17 protein-coding genes are annotated in these 20,044 nt (G+C 66.9%); 14 read left to right on the top strand and 3 right to left on the bottom strand.

The features are described 5' to 3' along the window. Window positions 1-57: 57 nt before the first annotated feature. The 6 genes from ASE91_RS03575 to ASE91_RS03600 all read left to right on the top strand — a co-directional run bounded on the left by ASE91_RS03575 (window position 58) and on the right by ASE91_RS03600 (window position 8,086). A complete protein-coding gene (locus ASE91_RS03575) occupies window positions 58-471 on the top strand; it encodes a DUF2147 domain-containing protein (RefSeq protein WP_056622705.1) in 414 nt (137 codons plus the stop codon). Continuing rightward, window positions 464-3,079, top strand: a complete 2,616-nt coding sequence (gene mprF / locus ASE91_RS03580; protein ID WP_056622707.1) for a bifunctional lysylphosphatidylglycerol flippase/synthetase MprF — start codon at window positions 464-466, stop codon at window positions 3,077-3,079. Before ASE91_RS03575 ends, mprF begins: the two co-directional genes overlap by 8 nt. After that, window positions 3,076-3,825: an AcvB/VirJ family lysyl-phosphatidylglycerol hydrolase gene (locus ASE91_RS03585; protein WP_056622710.1), complete on the top strand. Its 750-nt coding sequence runs from the start codon at window positions 3,076-3,078 to the stop codon at window positions 3,823-3,825. The genes mprF and ASE91_RS03585 overlap by 4 nt, the downstream gene beginning before the upstream one ends. 97 nt (window positions 3,826-3,922) lie before the next feature. Next, a complete protein-coding gene (locus ASE91_RS03590; RefSeq protein ID WP_056622714.1) occupies window positions 3,923-5,059 on the top strand; it encodes an HlyD family secretion protein in 1,137 nt (378 codons plus the stop codon). Between the two features lies 1 nt (window position 5,060). Continuing rightward, entirely contained in the window at window positions 5,061-6,617 is a 1,557-nt protein-coding gene (locus tag ASE91_RS03595) for an MDR family MFS transporter (protein ID WP_056622719.1), read from the top strand. Next, window positions 6,617-8,086 (top strand): efflux transporter outer membrane subunit, encoded by a 1,470-nt coding sequence (locus ASE91_RS03600; protein WP_056622723.1) that lies wholly within the window; start codon window positions 6,617-6,619, stop codon window positions 8,084-8,086. The genes ASE91_RS03595 and ASE91_RS03600 overlap by 1 nt, the downstream gene beginning before the upstream one ends. Here ASE91_RS03600 and ASE91_RS03605 read toward each other — a convergent pair. Further along, window positions 8,028-8,609, bottom strand: coding sequence for a TetR/AcrR family transcriptional regulator (locus tag ASE91_RS03605; protein ID WP_056622726.1), 582 nt, complete (start codon window positions 8,607-8,609; stop codon window positions 8,028-8,030). The genes ASE91_RS03600 and ASE91_RS03605 overlap by 59 nt on opposite strands. A gap of 217 nt (window positions 8,610-8,826) precedes the next feature. Here ASE91_RS03605 and ASE91_RS03610 point away from each other — a divergent pair, with 217 nt between their 5' ends. The 4 genes from ASE91_RS03610 to ASE91_RS03625 all read left to right on the top strand — a co-directional run bounded on the left by ASE91_RS03610 (window position 8,827) and on the right by ASE91_RS03625 (window position 13,753). Beyond that, window positions 8,827-10,218 (top strand): MATE family efflux transporter, encoded by a 1,392-nt coding sequence (locus tag ASE91_RS03610; protein ID WP_235530293.1) that lies wholly within the window; start codon window positions 8,827-8,829, stop codon window positions 10,216-10,218. A 139-nt stretch (window positions 10,219-10,357) separates the two neighbouring features. Continuing rightward, the gene (gene groES, locus ASE91_RS03615; protein WP_056001221.1) at window positions 10,358-10,645 is read left to right on the top strand and encodes a co-chaperone GroES; all 288 of its coding nucleotides are present in this window, start codon (window positions 10,358-10,360) and stop codon (window positions 10,643-10,645) included. Between the two features lie 79 nt (window positions 10,646-10,724). Then, on the top strand, window positions 10,725-12,371 hold the full coding sequence (gene groL, locus ASE91_RS03620; protein WP_056622729.1) for a chaperonin GroEL: 1,647 nt from the start codon (window positions 10,725-10,727) through the stop codon (window positions 12,369-12,371). Between the two features lie 200 nt (window positions 12,372-12,571). Further along, window positions 12,572-13,753, top strand: coding sequence for an acyltransferase family protein (locus ASE91_RS03625; protein WP_082453784.1), 1,182 nt, complete (start codon window positions 12,572-12,574; stop codon window positions 13,751-13,753). Here the strand turns inward: ASE91_RS03625 and ASE91_RS03630 are convergent. Both ASE91_RS03630 and ASE91_RS03635 read right to left on the bottom strand, forming a co-directional pair. Further along, the gene (locus ASE91_RS03630) at window positions 13,716-14,126 is read right to left on the bottom strand and encodes a DUF2147 domain-containing protein (RefSeq protein WP_056001215.1); all 411 of its coding nucleotides are present in this window, start codon (window positions 14,124-14,126) and stop codon (window positions 13,716-13,718) included. The genes ASE91_RS03625 and ASE91_RS03630 overlap by 38 nt on opposite strands. After that, a complete protein-coding gene (locus ASE91_RS03635) occupies window positions 14,123-14,404 on the bottom strand; it encodes an ETC complex I subunit (protein WP_056001213.1) in 282 nt (93 codons plus the stop codon). The genes ASE91_RS03630 and ASE91_RS03635 overlap by 4 nt, the downstream gene beginning before the upstream one ends. 298 nt (window positions 14,405-14,702) lie before the next feature. Here ASE91_RS03635 and mdh point away from each other — a divergent pair, with 298 nt between their 5' ends. The 4 genes from mdh (at window position 14,703) to ASE91_RS03655 (ending at window position 20,018) form a co-directional block, all read left to right on the top strand. Then, window positions 14,703-15,665 (top strand): malate dehydrogenase, encoded by a 963-nt coding sequence (gene mdh, locus ASE91_RS03640; RefSeq protein WP_056001210.1) that lies wholly within the window; start codon window positions 14,703-14,705, stop codon window positions 15,663-15,665. A 102-nt stretch (window positions 15,666-15,767) separates the two neighbouring features. Beyond that, window positions 15,768-16,055, top strand: a complete 288-nt coding sequence (locus ASE91_RS03645) for a GIY-YIG nuclease family protein (protein WP_056622734.1) — start codon at window positions 15,768-15,770, stop codon at window positions 16,053-16,055. A 38-nt stretch (window positions 16,056-16,093) separates the two neighbouring features. Beyond that, window positions 16,094-16,978, top strand: a complete 885-nt coding sequence (sucD, locus tag ASE91_RS03650; RefSeq protein ID WP_056622737.1) for a succinate--CoA ligase subunit alpha — start codon at window positions 16,094-16,096, stop codon at window positions 16,976-16,978. Window positions 16,979-17,054: 76 nt separating this feature from the next. Then, entirely contained in the window at window positions 17,055-20,018 is a 2,964-nt protein-coding gene (locus ASE91_RS03655) for a 2-oxoglutarate dehydrogenase E1 component (protein ID WP_082453785.1), read from the top strand. The last annotated feature ends 26 nt before the right edge of the window (window positions 20,019-20,044 follow it).

Raw genomic sequence — 20,044 nt, forward strand, 5'->3', positions numbered from 1 at the left:
TGAACGCCCGGCAAGAATAAAACCGCTACACGCCCCAGGATGAAGGGGATGTGAGCGATGCGCAGGTGGTTGGCGATTTTGGCGATGACACTGGCGGTGCCGGCGGGCGCGGCGGAAGCGCCCCAGCCCGCCGGGCTGTGGCTCAGCCCGCATAGCGATGTGGCGGTCCGCACCGCGCCGTGCGGCAACCGGCTGTGCGGCTGGGTGGTCTGGGCCAGTGCGACCGCGCAGGCCGATGCCCGCGCCGGCGGCACCGACCGGCTGATCGGCACCGAATTGCTCGAAGACTATACCGCCGACGGGCGCGGCACCTGGTCGGGCATGGTGTTCGTCCCCGATATGGGCCGGCGGTTCTCGTCGCGGATCGAACAGCCCTCGGTCGATCGCCTGCAGATTCGGGGCTGCCTGCTCGGCGACATGCTGTGCCGGACCCAGATGTGGACCCGGATCGCGCAGGTGCCCCATGACTGACCTGCGCCGCTGGATCGAACGCTATCGGACGCCGATCAGCGTCCTGATCGTCCTCGTACTGATCGGACTGGGCTTTGCGGCGCTGGAGCATCTGACGCAGGAAGTCCGCTTCGACGATGTCCGCACGGCAATGCACGCGCTGTCGCCGCACCGGATCGTGCTGGCGCTGATGGCGACGGCGGGCAGCTATCTCGCGCTGACCTTCTACGACGTGCTGGCGCTGAGCGTCATCGGACGCCCGCTGCCGTGGCGGACCGCCGCGCTCGCCTCGTTCACCAGCTATACGCTCAGCCATAATCTCGGCCTCGCCCTGCTGACCGGCGGATCGGCGCGCTACCGCGTCTATACCACCGCCGGACTCGACGGACCCGACGTCGCCCGCGTCATCGCGATCGCCAGCGGCACCTTCTGGGCCGGGGTGATCAGCGTCACCGGCGTGGCGCTGCTGCTGCATCACGGCCCCCTCGACCTTGTCGGGTTGAAGCTCGGCGCGGGTGAGGTCGCGCTGGCCGGCTGGGGCATCGCGGCGCTGACACTCGGGTCGCTCGCCGCCTGTGCGCTGATGCGCAGCCCGATCCGCCTGTTCGGCTTTTCCATCCCGCTGCCGACGCCGATGCAGCTGTTCCTCCAGATCGCCATCGCGCTGATCGACATCAGCTGCGCCAGCGCCGCCCTGTTCGTGCTGATCCCCGGCGCGACCCCGGCGCTGCTGCCCGCCTTCATCCTCGCCTATGCGCTCGGCATCGTCGCGGCGGTCATCACCCATGTTCCGGGCGGGATCGGTGTGTTCGAGGCGGTGGTGCTGGCGGTCGTCCCCGCCGGCCGCGCCAAGCTGTTCGCCGCGCTGATCGCCTATCGTGTGCTCTATTACCTCCTGCCGCTCGCGCTCGGCATCCTCGTGCTGGCATGGCATGAAGGCGCGCGGCAGCGGCGGCGGCCGGTTCGCTTCCTGTCGGGCGTCCGCGCCGTCGCCACCGGCGTCGCCCCACTGGCACTCAGCGCCGCGACCTTCACCACCGGCGCGATGCTGCTGCTGTCGGGATCGCTGCCCTCGGTCCGCGCGCGTATGGGCGACCTTGCCGCGATCCTGCCGCTGCCGATGATCGAGGCGAGCAGCATCGCCGCCAGCCTGACCGGCACCGGCCTGCTGCTGCTCGCCCCCGCGCTCTATCGCCGGCTCGATGGCGCGTTCGTTGCCGCCCGCGCACTGTTGATCGCGGCCGCGCTGTTCTCGATCGGCAAGGGGCTGGATTATGAGGAAGCGACGATCTGCCTGACCGTCGCCACGCTGCTGCAATGGACCCGCAGCGCATTCTATCGGCGCACGACGCTGACCAGTCAGCCGATCGGTCCCGGCTGGATCGCATCGGTCGCGGCCGTCATCGCGCTGACGATCTGGGCGGGCTTCTTCGCGTATCGCCACGTCCCCTATTCGGAAAATCTGTGGTGGAAATTCGCGCTGAACAGCGATGCGCCGCGGTTCCTGCGCGCGTCGCTGGGCGTGATCGTGATGCTGGCGGGCGCGTGCATCTGGCGGTTGATGGCACCGACCGCCGCCGCCGCCCGCACCATGCCCTCGATCGTCGACGCCGCCAGCGTCCGCCGCATCCTGACCCAGGCCAACCGCACCGATGCGATGCTGGCGCTGACCGGCGACAAGCGTTTCCTGCTGTCCGATGCGGGCGACGCCTTCGTCATGTATCAGGTGTACGGCGCCAGCTGGATCGCGATGGGCGATCCGGTCGGCCCGCGGGCGGCGTGGGGCGAATTGCTGTGGAACCTGCGCGATCTGGCCGATCGCGAACAGGGGCGGCTGCTGCTCTACGAAGTATCCTCCCCGGTGCTCGACATCGCGATCGGCATGGGATTGAACATCGTCAAATATGGCGAGGATGCGGTGGTCGACCTGACGACCTTCACCCTCGACACGCCCCGCCTGCGCGCGCTGCGCAAGTCCGAACGCGCCGTCGCGCGCAAGGGCGCAAAGCTGCACATCGTCGCCGCCAGCGAACTCGGCAGCATCATCGACGAACTCGAAAGCGTGTCCGACGAATGGCTGACGGCCAAGGCGCAGCGCGAAAAGGGCTTCAGCCTCGGCCATTTCGACCGCGCCTATCTCAGCCATTTCGACGTGGCGGTGGTGACGATCGACGACCGCATCGTCGCCTTCGCCAATCTGTGGCTGACCGCGTCGAAGAACGAAGCCTCGGTCGACCTGATGCGCCATCGCAGCGACGCACCGCCGGGAACGATGGATTTCCTGCTGGTCGACATGATGCTGTGGGCGCAGGCACAGGGCTATGCCCGCTTCTCGCTCGGCATGGCCCCGCTGTCGGGGATCGAGGATCGTCGGCTCGCCCCCGCCTGGGCCAAGGCGGCGGCGTTCATCTTCCGCCATGGCGAACGATTCTACGGTTTCCGGGGCCTGCGCACCTACAAGGAGAAGTTCGCGCCCGGGTGGGAGCCGCGCTACATCGCCGGCCCCGGCGGCATCGGCCTGTTGCAGAGCCTGCGCGACCTTTCCCGCCTGATCGGTCGCCCGCAGCCAGCCCAGTATCTGCCCCCCGCCCCGGCCCCCGCCCCCCTGCCAGCGAAAGTCCATCCATGAGCCTGTCGCCCCGCGCCCGCCGCACCCGCCTGCGCCGCCGGATCGGCATCGGCGCACTCCTTGCCGGGCTGCTGGTCCTGCTCGGCCTCGCCGCCCCGGCGCTGCACCTGATCGATACCCAGTCGATCCGCTTCTTTCAGGGAAAAAAGCATCCCGACGTCGTCGCCGTGTACTTCTCCGGTGACATGGGATTGCGCTTCGGCATGGGCAGCAAGGTCGTGCCCGCGCTCGCCGCGCACGGCATTCCGGTGATCGGGGTCAGCTCGCCGGTCAATTTCGGCACGACCCGCAGCCGCGAACAGGCCGATGCGATCGTCGTCGGGGCCATCCGTACCGCGCTGGCGCAGACCGGCGCGCACCGCGTGATCCTGATGGGCCAGTCGTTCGGCGCCGACATCGTCTCGGCGATCGCGCCCGACCTGCCCGCCGACCTGCGGGCAAAGGTCGCGGCGATCAACGTCGTCGTGCCGGCGCAGACCGTCTTCTTCCGCTCCGACCCGACCGGCATCCTGTATCACGGCACGCCCGATGCGCATCCCGAAGCGGCGATGCGCGCACTGCACTGGGCACCCGTCATCTGCATCTACGGCACCGACGAGACTGAAAGCCTGTGCCCGACGTTGCGGGGTAGCGGGGCACAGGTCGTCGGCCTGCCCGGCGGGCATTTCCTGCGCAACGACGACCAGTTGCTGGTCGCGACCATCCTCGCGACGCTGCGCACTGCCGACCCGTCGATCCTGACGTGAGGATTCTCCCGCTCGGTCTTGAACCGGACATTTTGCCCGCTTATTGTGCGATGCAGCGGACGGAGGGGCGTTCCGCGACTCATCGGAACGACGACGCATGACCGACCAGCAGCCCATTGCCGTTGCCGCCGACGAACCGGAATCAGCGAAGCCAACCCGCAAGAACGGCCGGGCGAAGCTCATCCTGATCGTCGTGCTTCTCGTCGCGCTGGTCGCGGGCATCTGGTGGTACATCGGCTATCAGGACCGCGGCAAATATCTGCAGGACACCAACGACGCGACGGTGCAGGCCGACATGGTGACCATCGCCCCGCGCGTATCGGGCTATGTCGCCGAGGTGCTCGTCGCCGAGAATCAGGACGTTCGCGCCGGCCAGCCGCTGGTCCGCATCGATCCGCGCGACGCGCGCGCACAGGCGGCGCAGGCCGAGGCGCAGATCGCCGTCGCCGGGGCGCAGGCCGATACCGCCCGTGCGCAGATCAACGAACAATATGCCGCGATCGAACAGGCGCGCGCGCAACTCGCCGCCGCCCGCAGCAAGGCAGCCTATGACGCCGCCGAGGTCGCACGCTATCGCCCGCTCGCCGCGTCGGGTGCCGAAACCCGCCAGCAACTGGCGCAACTCGACGTCGCCGCGCGCCAGTCGGCCGACAATGTCCGCGCGGCGCAGGCCGCCCTCGCCGCGCAAGAGCGCCGCGTCGGATCGCTCGAAAGTCAGGTCGCGCAGGGCCGTGCGCAGGGGCAAGCTGCCCGCGCCCAACTCGCCGCCGCCAGCGTCGATGTCGGCGCGACGCAGCTGACCGCGCCGATCGGCGGGCGGATCGGCGACAAGACGGTGACGATCGGCCAATATGTCCAGGCCGGCACGCGGCTGATGTCGATCGTCCCGCTCGATCGGCTTTATATCACTGCCAATTTCAAGGAAACGCAGCTCGCGCTGATGCGCCCCGGCCAGCCGGTCGAGATTCATGTCGACGCGCTCGACGATGTGGTGGTGAAGGGTCGGGTCGAAAGCCTCGCCCCCGGCACCGGCGCGCAATTCTCGCTGCTGCCGCCGCAGAACGCGACCGGCAACTTCACCAAGATCACGCAGCGCGTGCCGGTCCGCGTCTCGATCGAGGCGCCGCCCGCCGCCCGCCGCCTGCTGATCCCCGGCCTGTCGGTGACCGTCACCGTCGACACCCGATCGGCCCGCGACGAAATGCAGCAGCTTCGCGAGCAGGCGGGCCGCTGACATGGCCAGTGCGGCGATGACCGCCGCCGCCCCGCCGCAACGTGCCGATCTGAGCGCGTGGCTCGCGGTGATCGCCGGCAATCTCGGTGCGCTGATGGCGACGCTCGACATCTCGATCGTCAATTCGGCGCTGCCAACCATTCAGGGGGAGATCGGCGCGAGCGGGACCGAGGGGACGTGGATCGCCACCGCCTATCTGGTCGCCGAGATCGTCATCATCCCGATGGCCGGCTGGTTGCAGCGGATGCTGGGCCTGCGCACCTTCCTGCTGATCGCCGCCGGGCTGTTCACGATCTTCTCGGTCGTCTGCGGCATCGCCACCACCCTGCCGATGATGATCGTCGGCCGGGTCGGACAGGGCTTTACCGGCGGGGCGATGATCCCGACCGCGCAGACGATCATCGCCCAGCGCCTGCCGCGATCGCAGCAGCCGATCGGCATCGCCGTGTTCGGCGTGACTGCGATCCTTGGCCCGGTGCTGGGTCCGCTGGTCGGCGGCTGGCTGACCGAGAATATCAGCTGGCACTACGCGTTCTTCCTGAACATTCCGATCTGCGCGATCCTCATCACCCTGCTGCTGGTCGGGTTGCCGCACGAGAAATCGAAGCTCGAACTGTTCCGGCAGGCCGACTGGTTCGGCATCGCCGGCCTCGCGCTGGGTCTCGGTGGCCTCACCGTGTTCCTTGAGGACGGGCAGCGCGAACAATGGTTCGATTCCGAACTGATCCGCTGGATGGCGTTCATCACCGCCATCGGCTTCGGCCTGCTCTTCTATGGGCAGGCGACGTCGCAGCGCCCGATCATCAAGCTGAAGCTGCTGCTCGACCGGCAATTCGGGTCGGTCGCACTGATGGGCGTGGTGCTCGGTGTCGTCCTCTACGGCACCAGCTACGCCATTCCGCAATTCCTTGCGGCGCTGGCCGATTACAACGCGTTGCAGGCGGGCAAGGTCGTGCTGCTGTCGGGCATCCCCAGCCTGATCCTGATGACGATGGTCCCGATCCTGCTCAAACGCGTCGATATCCGCATCGCGGTATCGGCCGGGCTGCTGATCATGGGCACGTCGGCGCTGCTCGACGCGAACCTTACCGCGCAATCCTCCGGCCCCGACTTCACCGTGTCGCAGCTGATGCGCGGTGTCGGGCAGATTCTCGCGATGCTGTTCCTCAGCCAGGCCTGTGTCCGCTCGGTCCCGCCCGAGGATGCCGGCGATGCGTCGGGCCTGTTCAACGCGATGCGCAATCTGGGGGGCAGCTTCGCGCTGGCCGGCATCTCGATCCTGCAGGATCAGCGGATGTATTTTCATTCGCGCCGCATCGAGGAAACGCTGAACGCCAACAGCCCGGCGGTGCAATCCTATGTCACCGGCCTCGGTCAGGCGGCCGGCGACCAGCGCGCCGGCCTGCGGCTCCTGTCGCAACAGATCGCGCAACAGGCGCTGACCATGACCTACAATGACATCTTCTGGATCATGGGCGTCGGCGCACTCGCCGTCCTGCCGCTGGTCCTGTTCCTGCGCCCGCTGCCCACGGGTGCCGAACCGGTAACGGTGCACTGATGACCCGATCCTTTCCCCTGTTCGCCCTGTTGCTGCTCGGTGCCTGCACCGTCGGTCCGAACTATGCCGGTCCGCCGGCAACCGCATCGGACGCCAGCGGACGCAGCGGTTTCGTCCGCGCGACCGATGCGGCGCTGACTCCTGCCCCCGGCCTTGCCCGCTGGTGGGAAGGGCTGAACGACCCGCTGCTCACCCGGCTGGTCGACGATGCCCTGACCCAAAGCCCGACCATTGATCTGGCCACCGCCCGTCTGCGCGAGGCGCAGGCGCGGCTGACCCAGCAGCGCGTCGGCCAACTGCCCAGCGCCAGCGCCAACGGCACCGCGATCTTTGCCGAACTGCCGCCGATCGAACCGGGGTCGGGCAGCGCCACCGCCAGCTTCTACAATCTTGGTCTCAATGCGTCGTGGGAAGCCGACCTGTTCGGCGGTGGCCGCCGCGCGGTCGAACAGGCGCGGGCGACCGCCGGTGCCCGGCAGGCCGATCTTGCCGATGCGCAGGTCTCGCTGTCGGCTGCCGTCGCCCAGGCCTATGTCGCGCTCCGCGACGTACAGGCCCGCATCGGCTTGAGCGACGCCAACACCCGCCTGCAACAGCGCCAGCTCGACCTGACCCGCCAGCGCTTCGCCGCCGGCACCGCGTCCAGACTCGCGATCGAACGGCTCCAGACGCAGCTTGAGAATACCCAGGCCGACGCGATCCCGCTCGCCGCACAGCGCGACGAGTATCTGAACCAGCTGGCGGTCCTAACTGGCCGCACCCCCGGTACGCTCGATGCGACGCTCACCCCGCCCGCCCCGGTGCCGCTGCCGCTGCCGCCGCAACGCGTCGCGGTCGGCGATCCCGCCGCGCTGATCGCCCGCCGCCCCGACATCCGCGCCGCCGAGCGCCAGCTTGCTGCCGGCACCGCCGCGATCGGGGTGAGCAAGGCGCGCGAACTGCCCGGCATCCGCTTTCTCGGGCTGCTCGGCCTTGGCGGCACGTCGCCCGAAAAGATCCTCGACCTCGGCAATCTGGCGGCACTCGCGGTGCCGTCGCTCAACTGGTCGTTCCTCGACTTCGGCCGTGCCAAAGCCGCCACCCGCTCGTCGGAGGCGCAGCGCGATCAGGCCGACGCGACCTATCGCCGCACCGTGCTCGACGCGTTGCAGGATGCCGAGACTGCCCTGTCGCGCTTCGGCAATCGTCGCCGGCAACTGGGGCAATTGGTGCAGGTGGAGGCGACCGCCGCCCGCGCCGCCGCGCTCAATCGTCAGCGGGTCGCCGCCGGCACCGCCACACTGATCGACCAGCTCGATATCGAACGCCAGCAGGTCTCGGCGGCCAGTGCCGTCGCACAGGCGCGCGCCGGGCTGACCCAAAGCTATATCGCGGTGAACAAGGCGCTGGGGCTCGGCTGGACCGATCCGGTCAGCGCGGACGCAGCCCCGCGAACAACAGCCGCAGACCCGTCTCGATCTGCGCGCTGACTTCGTCGTCGCTCATCACCGGCAGCACCAGACTGCCGGCCATGCGTAGCGCCAGCACCAGATCGCGCGACGTCGCATCGTCCCGCACCTCGCCGCGCCGCTGCGCCGCGACCAGGGCCGGAGCGAGGATCGCCTCCAGCCGCCCCCCGAGCGCCTGAAACGCCGCGCGGTTGGCATCGTCGAGATGCAGTTCGGCGGCAATCCGTGCGAACAGCGAGAACGCCCCTGTCCCCGCCCGCACCATCGCCGCGACCGTCTGCGCGATCGGCAGGGTCGGGTCGACCAGCACCGCCAGCCGATCGACCGCGCGCGAAAAGATCGCCAGTGCCAGCGCCTCGCGATCGTCGAAATTGCGATACAGCGTCGCCCGCCCGACCCCGGCGGCCGCCGCGACGGTTTCCAGCGGCACGCCATAGCCCTGTTCGGCAAAACACGTCGCCGCCGCATCGATCAGCGCATCGCGCCGACGGGCGGCATCGCGCCGGAGCGCGCGGATCGACCGTGGCTCGGCATCGTCGTTCATCACGGTGTCCTACCGGGAAAAGGGGGCGGCGTCATCGGCCCGACACGCTCCATCGCTTCCATCGTCGCTCCCGCGAAGGCCGGAGTCCATAAACGCTACCGGTGCGAACCCCGCCGAAACGTTGGCGGGTATGGATTCCCGCCTGCGCGGGAATGACGAATATAGTACCCCCCGCCCCCAACTGGCCTCCCCCCGTCAAAACCACTACACGCCCCCCGTGACCAACGCCGCCGCCCCTGCCGCGCCCGCCAGCGCCCGCGCCGAACTCGCTGCGACGTTGCGGCTGGCGGCGCCGCTCGTCGGCGCGAACTTGTTGCAGATGGCGGTCTATGCCGTCGACGTGGTGTTCGTCGCCCGGCTCGGTGCGGTCGAACTCGCCGCCGCGACTCTGGGCGTCTATCTCTACAGCGTCATCCTGTTCGCCCTGTCGGGGCTGGTCGGGGCCGCCGCGCCGATCATCGCCGCCGAACTCGGTCGTCGTCGCCATGCCGTGCGCGAAGTGCGACGCTCGTTCCGCATGGGCGCATGGATCGCGGTGCTGGGCAGCCTGCCGTTCATGGCGATCCTTGCCCATGGCGAGAGCCTGTTGCTGCTCGCCGGGCAGGACCCGCGCGTCGCCGTGCGCACCGATGCGTTTCTCGACATTCTGCTCTGGGCGTTGATCCCGGCGCTCGCCGGCAACGTGATGCGCATCACTGCCTCCGCGCTCGGCCGCGCGGGATGGGCAATGGCCATCACCGCGCTGGGTCTCGGCGTCTCGATCCTTGCCAACTGGTTGCTGGTGTTCGGCAATCTCGGCTTTCCGGCGCTGGGGCTGGAGGGGTCGGCGGTGGCCAGTCTTAGCACCGCGATCGCGATGATGATCGCCTATGCGGTGGTCCTGCTCGCCGATCGCCGGCTGCGGCGCTTCCACCTGTTCGGCAACTGGTGGCGCGGCGAATGGACCCGCCTGCGCCAAATTTTCGTGCTGGGGCTACCGATCGCGGCGACGATGACGTTCGAAGGGGCGCTGTTCTCCGCCGCCGGGTTCCTGATGGGCCTGATCGGCGTGACCGAGGTGGCGGCCCATGCCATCGCGCTACAGATCGCCGCCTTCCTGTTCCAGGTGCCGTTCGGCATCGCGCAGGCCGCGACGATCCGCGTCGGCCTCGCCTATGGGGCTGGCGACCGCATCTGGATCGCGCGCGCCGGATGGTCGGCGCTGATCGTCGGCACCGGCTTCATGGGGTTCACCGCGCTGCTGCTGTGGATCGCGCCGCGTGCCTTCCTGTCGATCTATATTGATACAGACGCATCCGCCAATGCGGCGATGGTCGCGCTGGCGCTGCAATATCTCGCCATCGCCGCCATCTTCCAGCTGGCCGACGGTGCGCAGGCGGTCGCGGCGGGAGTCCTGCGCGGGGTACAGGATACGCGGGTGCCGATGGTGATCGCGTTCGTCGGCTATTGGGGCGTCGGCTTCACCGCCTCGGTCGCGCTCGGCTTCTGGACCGATCTGGCCGGGGTCGGGGTATGGATCGGCCTCGCGCTGGGATTGCTGGCGGTTGCGCTGCTGCTGGTCGACCGCTGGCGCCGGCGCGAACGGCTGGGGCTGGTTCAACCCGTCTGACGCGGGCCACGTAGTACCTGCAAAATTGTTCCGGCCCTGCTTGACGCTGCGTGAACGGCTCCACATATCCCGGCTGCTGGCACTCCCGAACGGTGAGTGCCAGGATCAGTTTCGTATTACCAATCAAAGGGAACCGCGCATGAACTTCCGTCCGCTGCACGACCGCGTGCTCGTCCGCCGCGTCGAGGCCGAGGAAAAGACGCTCGGCGGGATCATCATCCCCGACACCGCCAAGGAAAAGCCGCAGGAAGGCGAAGTCGTCGCCGCCGGCACCGGCGCACGCACCGAAACCGGCACGATCACGCCGCTCGACGTCAAGGCCGGCGACCGCATCCTGTTCGGCAAGTGGTCGGGCACCGAGGTCAAGGTGAACGGCGAAGACCTGCTCATCATGAAGGAATCGGACATTCTCGGCATCGTTGGCTGAGCGACCGATCCTGATCCGGTCGCACTTGCATGGCGAGTGTGACCTTTGTGACTTTTGACATTTGGAAAGGGTAGCCACCATGGCAGCCAAGGAAGTAAAATTCGGTCGTGACGCCCGTGAGCGCATTATGCGCGGCGTCGACATCCTCGCCGATGCGGTGAAGGTCACGCTCGGGCCGAAGGGCCGCAACGTCGTGATCGACAAGTCGTTCGGCGCGCCCCGCATCACCAAGGACGGTGTGTCGGTCGCCAAGGAAATCGAACTGAAGGACAAGTTCGAGAACATGGGCGCGCAGATGGTGCGCGAAGTGGCCTCGAAGACCAACGACATCGCGGGCGACGGCACCACCACCGCCACCGTGCTGGCACAGGCGATCGTCCGCGAAGGCATGAAGTCGGTTGCCGCCGGCATGAACCCGATGGACCTTAAGCGCGGCATAGATATCGCCGTGACCAAGGTCGTCGAGGACATCAAGGCGCGTTCGAAGCCGGTGTCGGGCACCAACGAGATCGCCCAGGTCGGCATCATCTCGGCCAATGGCGACCGTGAAGTCGGCGAGAAGATCGCCGAAGCCATGGAAAAGGTCGGCAAGGAAGGCGTCATCACCGTCGAGGAGGCCAAGGGTCTCGAATTCGAGCTGGACGTCGTCGAAGGCATGCAGTTCGACCGCGGCTATCTCTCGCCCTACTTCATCACTAACCCGGAAAAGATGCAGGTCGAACTGACCGACCCGTACATCCTGATCCACGAGAAGAAGCTGTCGTCGCTGCAGGCGATGCTGCCGATCCTCGAAGCGGTGGTGCAGTCGGGCCGTCCGCTGCTGATCATCGCCGAGGACATCGAAGGCGAAGCGCTGGCGACCCTCGTCGTCAACAAGCTGCGCGGCGGCCTGAAGGTCGCAGCGGTCAAGGCTCCGGGCTTCGGCGATCGTCGCAAGGCGATGCTCGAAGACATCGCGATCCTGACCAAGGGCGAAGTCATCAGCGAGGACCTCGGCATCAAGCTCGAGACCGTGACGCTGGGCATGCTCGGCACGGCCAAGCGCGTGACGATCGACAAGGACAACACCACGCTGGTCGACGGCGCCGGCGATGCCGAAGCGATCAAGGGCCGCACCGATGCGATCCGTCAGCAGATCGAAGTCACCTCGTCGGACTATGACCGTGAGAAGCTGCAGGAGCGTCTGGCGAAGCTCGCCGGTGGCGTCGCGGTCATCAAGGTCGGCGGTGCGACCGAAGTCGAGGTCAAGGAGCGCAAGGACCGCGTCGACGACGCGCTGCACGCAACCCGCGCAGCCGTCGAAGAAGGCATCGTTCCCGGCGGCGGCACCGCGCTGCTGTACGCGACCAAGGCGCTCGACGGCGTCACCGGCGCGAACGACGACCAGACGCGCGGCGTCGACATCGTCCGCAAGTCGCTGACCTCGCTGGTGCGTCAGATCGCGCAGAATGCCGGCCATGACGGTGCGGTCGTCTCGGGCAAGCTGCTCGACCAGACCGACACGTCGTTCGGCTTCAACGCCGCGACCGACGTGTACGAGAACCTCGTCGCTGCCGGCGTGATCGACCCGACCAAGGTCGTCCGCACCGCGCTGCAGAACGCGGCCTCGGTCGCCGGTCTGCTCATTACCACCGAAGCGACCGTTTCGGAACTCCCGGACGACAGCAAGGGCAGCGCAATGCCCGCCGGCGGCGGCATGGGCGGCATGGGCGGCATGGACTTCTGATGTTCGACCGGGGCAGGAAAACCTGCCCCGGACAGAAAATCGGAACGACCGGCGGGTGCCAAGGCACCCGACCGACGGCCACCGGCTTTGCCGGTGCCAGACCCCAGAGAAAAGGCCGGGAAGGGACACCCCCTTCCCGGCCTTTTCGCATTTTCTGCCAACATATCAAATATTAGCACCTGTCGGGTACGACGACGGCGATGACCGCCGCCCCCGCCACCGCGATCTCCCACGACCGACCCTCGACCGCGCATTACCCCGCGCTCGACGGTCTGCGCGGCATCGCGGCGCTATTGGTGGTCGCCTTCCATCTGTTTCAGGCACATGCGCGCGGCGACGTGCAGCGGCAGATCGTCAACCACGGCTATCTGGCCGTCGACTTCTTCTTCCTCCTGTCGGGCTTCGTCCTCGCACACGCCTATGACCATCGCTGGGGAAGCATGTCGGTCGCCGACTTCTGGCGCCGGCGTGTGATCCGGCTACAGCCGATGGTGGCGATGGGCAGCGTGATCGGCGCGGCGCTGCTTCTGTCCGGTGCATCGTCCGCCACCGAAGCCATATCGCCCCCCCGCGTCCTCGGGATCCTGCTGCTGGGCGTGGCGATGATCCCGCTCGCGCCCCATGCCGGCTTGCAAGGAGGCGCGGCACTCTATCCCCTCAACGGGGCGGCGTGGTCGCTCTTCTACGAATATATCGCCTATGCCGCCTATGCCGCAGGCGTGCGCAACGCCTCCGATCGGGCATTGGGGCTGCTGGTCGCCCTGTCGGCGCTGGCGGTATTTCACCTCGCCGTGTTCGGCCCGCATGGCGAGATGGTCGGCGGCTGGGCGTTCGACGGGTGGGGCGTGCATGTCGGGCTGACCCGGGTCATGTTCCCTTTTTTCGCGGGCATCCTCCTGCGCCGCAGCGGCTGCGCGCTGACCGTCCGCCACGGCTTTCCCATCGCCGCGGCGCTCCTCGCGGTCGCTCTGGCGATGCCGAGAATCGGCGGCACCGACGGGCTCTGGCGCAACGGCCTGTACGAGGCTGGCTGCGTCCTGCTGCTATTCCCGCTGATCGTCATACTCGGCGCGAGCAGCGGCGGGGCCGCCGGCCGCCCCGGACAGGCCGCCCGCTTTCTGGGCGACCTGTCCTACCCGCTCTACATCACCCATTATCCGGTCGTGACGCTCTACGCGGACTGGGTTGACCAGCGCCACCCGCCGATCGTCGCGACCAGTTTGATCGGACTTGCCGTGTTCGTCGCCTGCCTCGCCGTCGCGCTGCTCTGTCTCCGGCTATACGACGTTCCGGTCCGGCGCTGGCTGTCGCGTCCGTCGCGCGCGCGCCGGGCCGAAACCGGCCTTACCCCGCCGGCTTCCACCGCTGCGTCTGGCAGATGAAGGCGATACACCCCTGCACCTTCAGCGTGCCGTCGCCGTTGCGCGACACGATCGATTTATAGCTCTTGCCGTTGCGCGGGTCGTAGATGCGGCCGCGCCAGTCCTTGCCGCCGTCGGCGAAGCCGCTCAGGATCGGCATGCCCAGAATAGGCCGCGAACGGAGCGCCGGATCGCTGTTGTTGACGTCGGTCTTGGGCGCGTTCGGCTCGGACTTCAGGATGCGGACCAGCTTGCCGCAGACCGTCGCGCCGCAGCGGCCGATCTCGATCACGCCCGACCCGTCCTCGGTCACATACCGCCCGGCGATCGGCGTCGCCGCGAACGCGGGCATGGCCAGCAGCATTGCGCCGGCGACGAACGAAGCGCGGATCATTTGAAGTTGTCCGCATAGGCTTGCAGCTTCAGCTTGCGCTCGGGCGCCGGTACCACGTGAAAGTCGATCCCTTCGCGCTTCGCGTAATCGGTCGCGGCGTCAAGCGACGGAAAGCGCAGCTTGACCTGTTCGCGCGTATCGCCCGACCCCGCCCAACCGGTCAGCGGATCGGCCTGTTTCGGCTCGGCCGGTTCGAATTCGAGCATCCAGATCTGCGTCTTGGCACGACCCGACTGCATCGCGTTCTTCGGGTACTGATAGATACGGGCGTTGGGCATCGACGAAACCTTAGCAATCGGAATTCACCGCCTGCATAGCAAAGCCCACGCCGGTTGCCAGCAGAGTCGCACAGCGGACCACCCCGAATCGCGGTTTGTTACTCCCGCCGGCTGGGTTGATGGCAAATTTTTAGCGGTTGTTCCGTAAGAAGCCCGCATTTACGACCCGATTGAACCCTATTGCACTTGCGATCTATTATCATTAAGATGTGCTTTAGGGTTGTTTCTCGTTGGAAAACGCCGTACAGCGCCCCCGTCGCGGCAGGACCGCGCCCGACTTGCTACGGAGAGAGACGTCTTGGCTCGCAAGAAGATCGCGCTGATCGGCGCTGGCAACATCGGCGGCACGCTCGCCCACCTCGCTGCCCTCAAGGGGCTGGGTGACATCGTTCTGTTCGACGTCGTCGAAGGCGTGCCGCAGGGCAAGGCGCTCGACCTGTCGCAGTGCGGACCCGTCGAAGGGTTCGACGCGACGATCACCGGCACCAACGACTATGCCGACATCGCCGGTGCGGACGTCATCGTCGTCACCGCCGGCGTCGCGCGCAAGCCCGGCATGAGCCGAGACGATCTGCTCGGCATCAACCTGAAGGTGATGAAGGCGGTCGGCGAGGGCATCAAGAACAACGCCCCTGACGCGTTCGTCATCTGCATCACCAACCCGCTCGACGCGATGGTGTGGGCGCTGCGCGAATTCAGCGGCCTGCCGCACAACAAGGTCGTCGGCATGGCCGGCGTGCTCGACAGCGCGCGCTTCAGCCACTTCCTCGCCGACGAGTTCGAGGTGTCGGTCAAGGACGTTAACAGCTTCGTGCTGGGCGGACATGGCGACACGATGGTCCCGGTCCTCGAATATTCGACCGTCAGCGGCATCCCGGTCACCGACCTGATCGAAATGGGCATGTCGACCAAGGAGCGCGTCGACGCGATCGTCAAGCGCACCCGTGGCGGCGGCGGCGAGATCGTCGGCCTGCTTAAGACCGGTTCGGCCTTCTACGCACCCGCGACCAGCGGCATCGCGATGGCCGAAGCCTATCTGTACGACCAGAAGCGCGTCCTGCCCTGCGCGGCGTATCTGTCGGGCGAGTACGGCATCGACGACCTGTATGTCGGCGTGCCCGTCGTGATCGGTGCCGGCGGCGTCGAGAAGATCGTCGAAGTGAAGCTGGCCGACGAAGCCAAGGCGAACCTCTCCGTCTCGGTCGATGCGGTCAAGGAACTGCTGGTCGCCTGCAAGGGCATCGACAACAGCCTCGCATAACTTAGGTGACGTACCCCCGCGCAGGCGGGGGTCAAGGGTAACGGAGCGTACCGCTCGTGGCTCTGGATCCCCGCCTGCGCGGGGATACGAAGGGGCGGCGGGATGAAGACAGGTTTGGTCTACATCGTTGCCAGCCGCCGGAATGGAACGATCTATACCGGTTCGACCAGCAATCTGATCCAGCGCGTCCATCAGCATCGCGACGGTACGGTTGAGGGATTTACGAGCCAACACGAATGCATTCTTCTGGTCTGGTACGAATGTCATGACGATCTGCAGGAAGCGCGACTACGCGAACGCCGGATCAAGAAATGGAACCGTGACTGGAAGTTGCGGCTGATTGAAGAGAACAACCCCGGCTGGCACGATCTGTTCGGACAGCTGACCTGATTTTCGCTCCGTCACTCGGAGCAGCAAGGGAAACGAAGATGAGCATCCTCGTCAACAAGAACACCAAGGTCATCACCCAGGGGATGACCGGCGAAACCGGCAGCTTCCATACCAAGGCGGCGCTGGAATACGGCACGCAGATGGTCGGCGGCGTGACGCCGGGCAAGGGCGGCACCGAGCATCTCGGCCTGCCGGTCTACAACACTGTCGCCGAAGCCAAGTCGAAGACCGGCGCCGATGCCTCGGTCATCTACGTGCCGCCGCCCTTCGCCGCCGATTCGATCCTTGAGGCGATCGACGCCGAAATCCCGCTGATCGTCGCGATCACCGAAGGCATTCCGGTGCTCGACATGGTGAAGGTCAAGCGCGCGCTGTCGGGTTCGAAGTCGCGGCTGATCGGCCCGAACTGCCCTGGCGTGCTGACGCCGGGCGAGTGCAAGATCGGCATCATGCCGGGCTCGATTTTCAAAAAGGGCAGCGTCGGCGTGGTCTCGCGCTCGGGCACGCTGACCTATGAAGCGGTGTTCCAGACCTCGAACGCGGGCCTCGGCCAGACGACCGCCGTTGGCATCGGTGGCGATCCGGTCAATGGCACCAACTTCATCGACGTGCTCGAGCTGTTTCTCGCCGACGACGAGACCCAGTCGATCATCATGATCGGCGAGATCGGCGGCGACGCCGAAGAACAGGCCGCGCAGTTCCTGATCGACGAAGCCAAGCGCGGTCGCAAGAAGCCGATGGCGGGCTTCATCGCGGGCCGTACCGCCCCTCCGGGCCGTCGCATGGGCCATGCCGGCGCGATCGTGTCGGGCGGCAAGGGCGATGCGGAAAGCAAGATCGCGGCAATGGAAGCCGCCGGCATCAAGGTTGCGGCTTCCCCAAGCGAACTGGGTTCGACGCTGCTCGCAGTGCTGAACGGTTGAAGGTGACTTGCCCCGTGCGACCACCCGCACAGGGCACCGCCCGGTTCGACCGGGCAGAAGCGGACAGGATGTGACCATGGGCTACGAAGGCCAGGATTTCGACATCGCCGCCGGCGTCAGCCCGGCATTCGTGGAAACGCTCTATGGTCGCTACCGCGAGAACCCCTCGTCGGTCGATGCCGGCTGGCGGCAGTGGTTCGACGGGCTGGAGGGTGCGACCCAGCATCCCAGCTGGCAGAGCAAGCGCTGGCCGCTGACCGAGACCGACGCGCTGACCGCCGCGCTCGACCCGACGCAGATGGAGCCGGCGCCCAAGCCCGCCCGGGGCGGCAAGCCCGCCCCGGCCGCCGCTGCCGCGCCCGCGCCGAAGGTCGACGTCGCCAAGGCCGCCGGTGACGCGATCCGCGCGCAGTTGCTGATCCGCACCTATCGCGTGCGTGGTCACCTCGCCGCCAATCTCGATCCGCTGGGCCTCGCCCGTCGCGAACTGCCCGAGGACCTGCGCACCGAATATCACGGCTTCTCCGATGCCGAGATCGACACGCCGGTCTATCTGGGCGGTACGCTCGGCCTCGAATGGGCGACCGTGCGCGAGATCGTCGACATCCTGCGCGCCAATTACTGCGGCAATGTCGGCCTCGAATATATGCACATCGCGGATGTGGAGGAGCGCAAGTTCCTGCAGGACCGGATGGAAGGCCGTGACAAGGCGATCCAGTTCACTCCGGAAGGCAAGAAGGCGATCCTCGCCAAGGTCATCGAGGCGGAACAGTGGGAGAAGTTCCTCGGCCGCAAATATGTCGGCACGAAGCGCTTCGGCCTCGACGGCGGTGAATCGATGATCCCGGCGCTCGAAGCGGTCATCAAGTACGGTGGCCAGCTCGGCGTGCGCGAGATCGTGTACGGCATGGCGCATCGCGGCCGTCTGAACGTGCTGACCAACGTCATGAACAAGCCGTTCCGCGTCCTCTTCCACGAATTCGCGGGCGGCAGTGCCAACCCCGACGATATCGGCGGTTCGGGCGACGTGAAATACCACCTCGGCACCTCGACCGACCGCAGCTTCGACGACGTGTCGGTGCATATGTCGCTGGTCGCCAACCCCAGCCATCTCGAAGCGGTCAATCCGGTCGTGCTCGGCAAGGTCCGTGCGCAGCAGACCTTCCGTGGCGATCTGGAAAAGCATGAACAGGTCCTGCCCGTCCTGATCCACGGCGACGCGGCGTTCGCGGGCCAGGGGATCGTGTGGGAATGCCTCGGCTTCTCGGGCATCCGCGGCTACAATACCGGCGGCTGCGTCCACTTCATCATCAACAACCAGGTCGGCTTCACGACCTCGCCGCAATTCGCACGCTCGTCGCCCTATCCGTCGGACGTGGCGAAGGGCGTTCAGGCACCGATCTTCCACGTCAACGGCGACGATCCCGAGGCGGTGACCTTCGCCACCAAGATGGCGATCGAATTCCGTCAGGCGTTCAAGCGCGACATCGTCATCGACATGTGGTGCTATCGCCGCTTCGGCCATAACGAAGGCGACGAGCCGTCCTTCACCCAGCCGCTGATGTACGCGAAGATCAAGGGCCACCCCGGCGTCAGCGACATCTATGGCAAGCGGTTGCAGGACGAAGGCGTCATCGACGGCGACTTCGTCACCGCCAAGACCGCCGAGTTCACCCAGCATCTCGAAGGCGAATTCGAAAACGCCAAGAGCTACAAGCCCAACCGCGCCGACTGGTTCGCCGGTCGCTGGTCCGGCCTGCACGCGCCGATGGATGCCGAAGGATCGCGCCGTTCGGTCGATACCGGCATCGAACAGAAGCTGTTCGATTCGCTCGGCCGCACCCTGACGACGGTTCCCGACAGCATTCAGGTCCACAAGACGCTGTCGCGCGTCCTCGATGCCAAGCGCGGCATGTTCGCGGGTGGCGAAGGCTTCGACTGGGCGACCGCCGAGGCACTGGCGTTCGGTTCGCTGCTGTCGGAAGGCTTCGGGGTGCGCCTGTCGGGTCAGGATTCGGGTCGCGGCACCTTCTCGCAACGCCATGCGGTGTGGGTCGACCAGACCGACGAGCACAAGTACGTGCCGCTCAACAATATCGAGCATGGCAGCTTCGAAGTGCTCGACAGCCCGCTGTCCGAATATGGCGTGCTCGGCTTCGAATATGGCTATGCGCTCGCCGATCCGAAGGCGCTGGTGATCTGGGAAGCGCAGTTCGGCGATTTCGCCAACGGTGCGCAGATCATGATCGATCAGTTCATCGCGGCGGGCGAAGCCAAGTGGCTGCGCGCCAACGGCCTCGTGTTGATGCTGCCGCACGGCTATGAAGGTCAGGGTCCGGAACACAGCTCGGCGCGTCTCGAACGCTTCCTGCAGCTGTGCGCTGGCGACAATATGCAGGTCGCCAACGTCACGTCGCCAGCCAACCTGTTCCACCTGTTGCGGCGACAGATGCACCGCAATTTCCGCAAACCCTTGGTCATCATGACGCCCAAGTCGCTGCTGCGGCACAAGATGGCGGTGTCGAAGACCGAGGACTTCCTGCCGGGCACCCATTTCAAGCGGTTGCTGTCCGATCCGTCGGCACCGGCCGATACGAACACGACCCGGCTGGTGCTGTGTTCGGGCAAGGTCGCCTTCGATCTGATCGAGGCGCGCGATGCGGCCGGCGATACCGCGACCCAGATCGTCCGCGTGGAGCAGATTTATCCGTTCCCGTCGGACGCGCTGGTCGAGCGGCTGAAGCGTCTGCCCAACCTGACCGACGTCGTCTGGGCACAGGAAGAGCCGAAGAACAACGGTTCGTGGTTCCTGGTCGAACCGGCGATCGAGGAGGCGCTGGCCGAGGCCGGTTCGCAGGTTCCGCGCGCCCGGTACGCGGGTCGTGCGGCGGCGGCATCGCCCGCCACCGGGCTGATGAAGCGGCACCAGGCCGAACAGGGCGCGCTGGTCGCCGATGCGCTCGGCCACAATGTCCGCGACGAAATCCGCCGCACCCGTCAGGCCGAGGGCGATCGCGCCACCGGCAAGGCCGCATCCTAACCGTGTTATTACCCCCGACACGGGGG

It is taken from the genome of Sphingomonas sp. Leaf62 (assembly GCF_001421915.1).
Taxonomy (GTDB): domain Bacteria; phylum Pseudomonadota; class Alphaproteobacteria; order Sphingomonadales; family Sphingomonadaceae; genus Sphingomonas.

Excerpts from the sequence above, each read along its gene's own strand:
- ASE91_RS03585 (WP_056622710.1), top strand. The coding sequence starts at position 3,076 with ATGAGCCTGTCGCCCCGCGCCCGCCGCACCCGCCTGCGCCGCCGGATC.
- groES (WP_056001221.1), top strand. The coding sequence starts at position 10,358 with ATGAACTTCCGTCCGCTGCACGACCGCGTGCTCGTCCGCCGCGTCGAG.
- ASE91_RS03600 (WP_056622723.1), top strand. The coding sequence starts at position 6,617 with ATGACCCGATCCTTTCCCCTGTTCGCCCTGTTGCTGCTCGGTGCCTGC.
- ASE91_RS03595 (WP_056622719.1), top strand. The coding sequence starts at position 5,061 with ATGGCCAGTGCGGCGATGACCGCCGCCGCCCCGCCGCAACGTGCCGAT.
- ASE91_RS03635 (WP_056001213.1), bottom strand. The coding sequence starts at position 14,404 with ATGCCCAACGCCCGTATCTATCAGTACCCGAAGAACGCGATGCAGTCG.
- ASE91_RS03590 (WP_056622714.1), top strand. The coding sequence starts at position 3,923 with ATGACCGACCAGCAGCCCATTGCCGTTGCCGCCGACGAACCGGAATCA.
- ASE91_RS03575 (WP_056622705.1), top strand. The coding sequence starts at position 58 with ATGCGCAGGTGGTTGGCGATTTTGGCGATGACACTGGCGGTGCCGGCG.
- groL (WP_056622729.1), top strand. The coding sequence starts at position 10,725 with ATGGCAGCCAAGGAAGTAAAATTCGGTCGTGACGCCCGTGAGCGCATT.
- ASE91_RS03645 (WP_056622734.1), top strand. The coding sequence starts at position 15,768 with ATGAAGACAGGTTTGGTCTACATCGTTGCCAGCCGCCGGAATGGAACG.
- mprF (WP_056622707.1), top strand. The coding sequence starts at position 464 with ATGACTGACCTGCGCCGCTGGATCGAACGCTATCGGACGCCGATCAGC.
- ASE91_RS03625 (WP_082453784.1), top strand. The coding sequence starts at position 12,572 with ATGACCGCCGCCCCCGCCACCGCGATCTCCCACGACCGACCCTCGACC.
- ASE91_RS03655 (WP_082453785.1), top strand. The coding sequence starts at position 17,055 with ATGGGCTACGAAGGCCAGGATTTCGACATCGCCGCCGGCGTCAGCCCG.
- ASE91_RS03605 (WP_056622726.1), bottom strand. The coding sequence starts at position 8,609 with ATGAACGACGATGCCGAGCCACGGTCGATCCGCGCGCTCCGGCGCGAT.
- ASE91_RS03630 (WP_056001215.1), bottom strand. The coding sequence starts at position 14,126 with ATGATCCGCGCTTCGTTCGTCGCCGGCGCAATGCTGCTGGCCATGCCC.
- sucD (WP_056622737.1), top strand. The coding sequence starts at position 16,094 with ATGAGCATCCTCGTCAACAAGAACACCAAGGTCATCACCCAGGGGATG.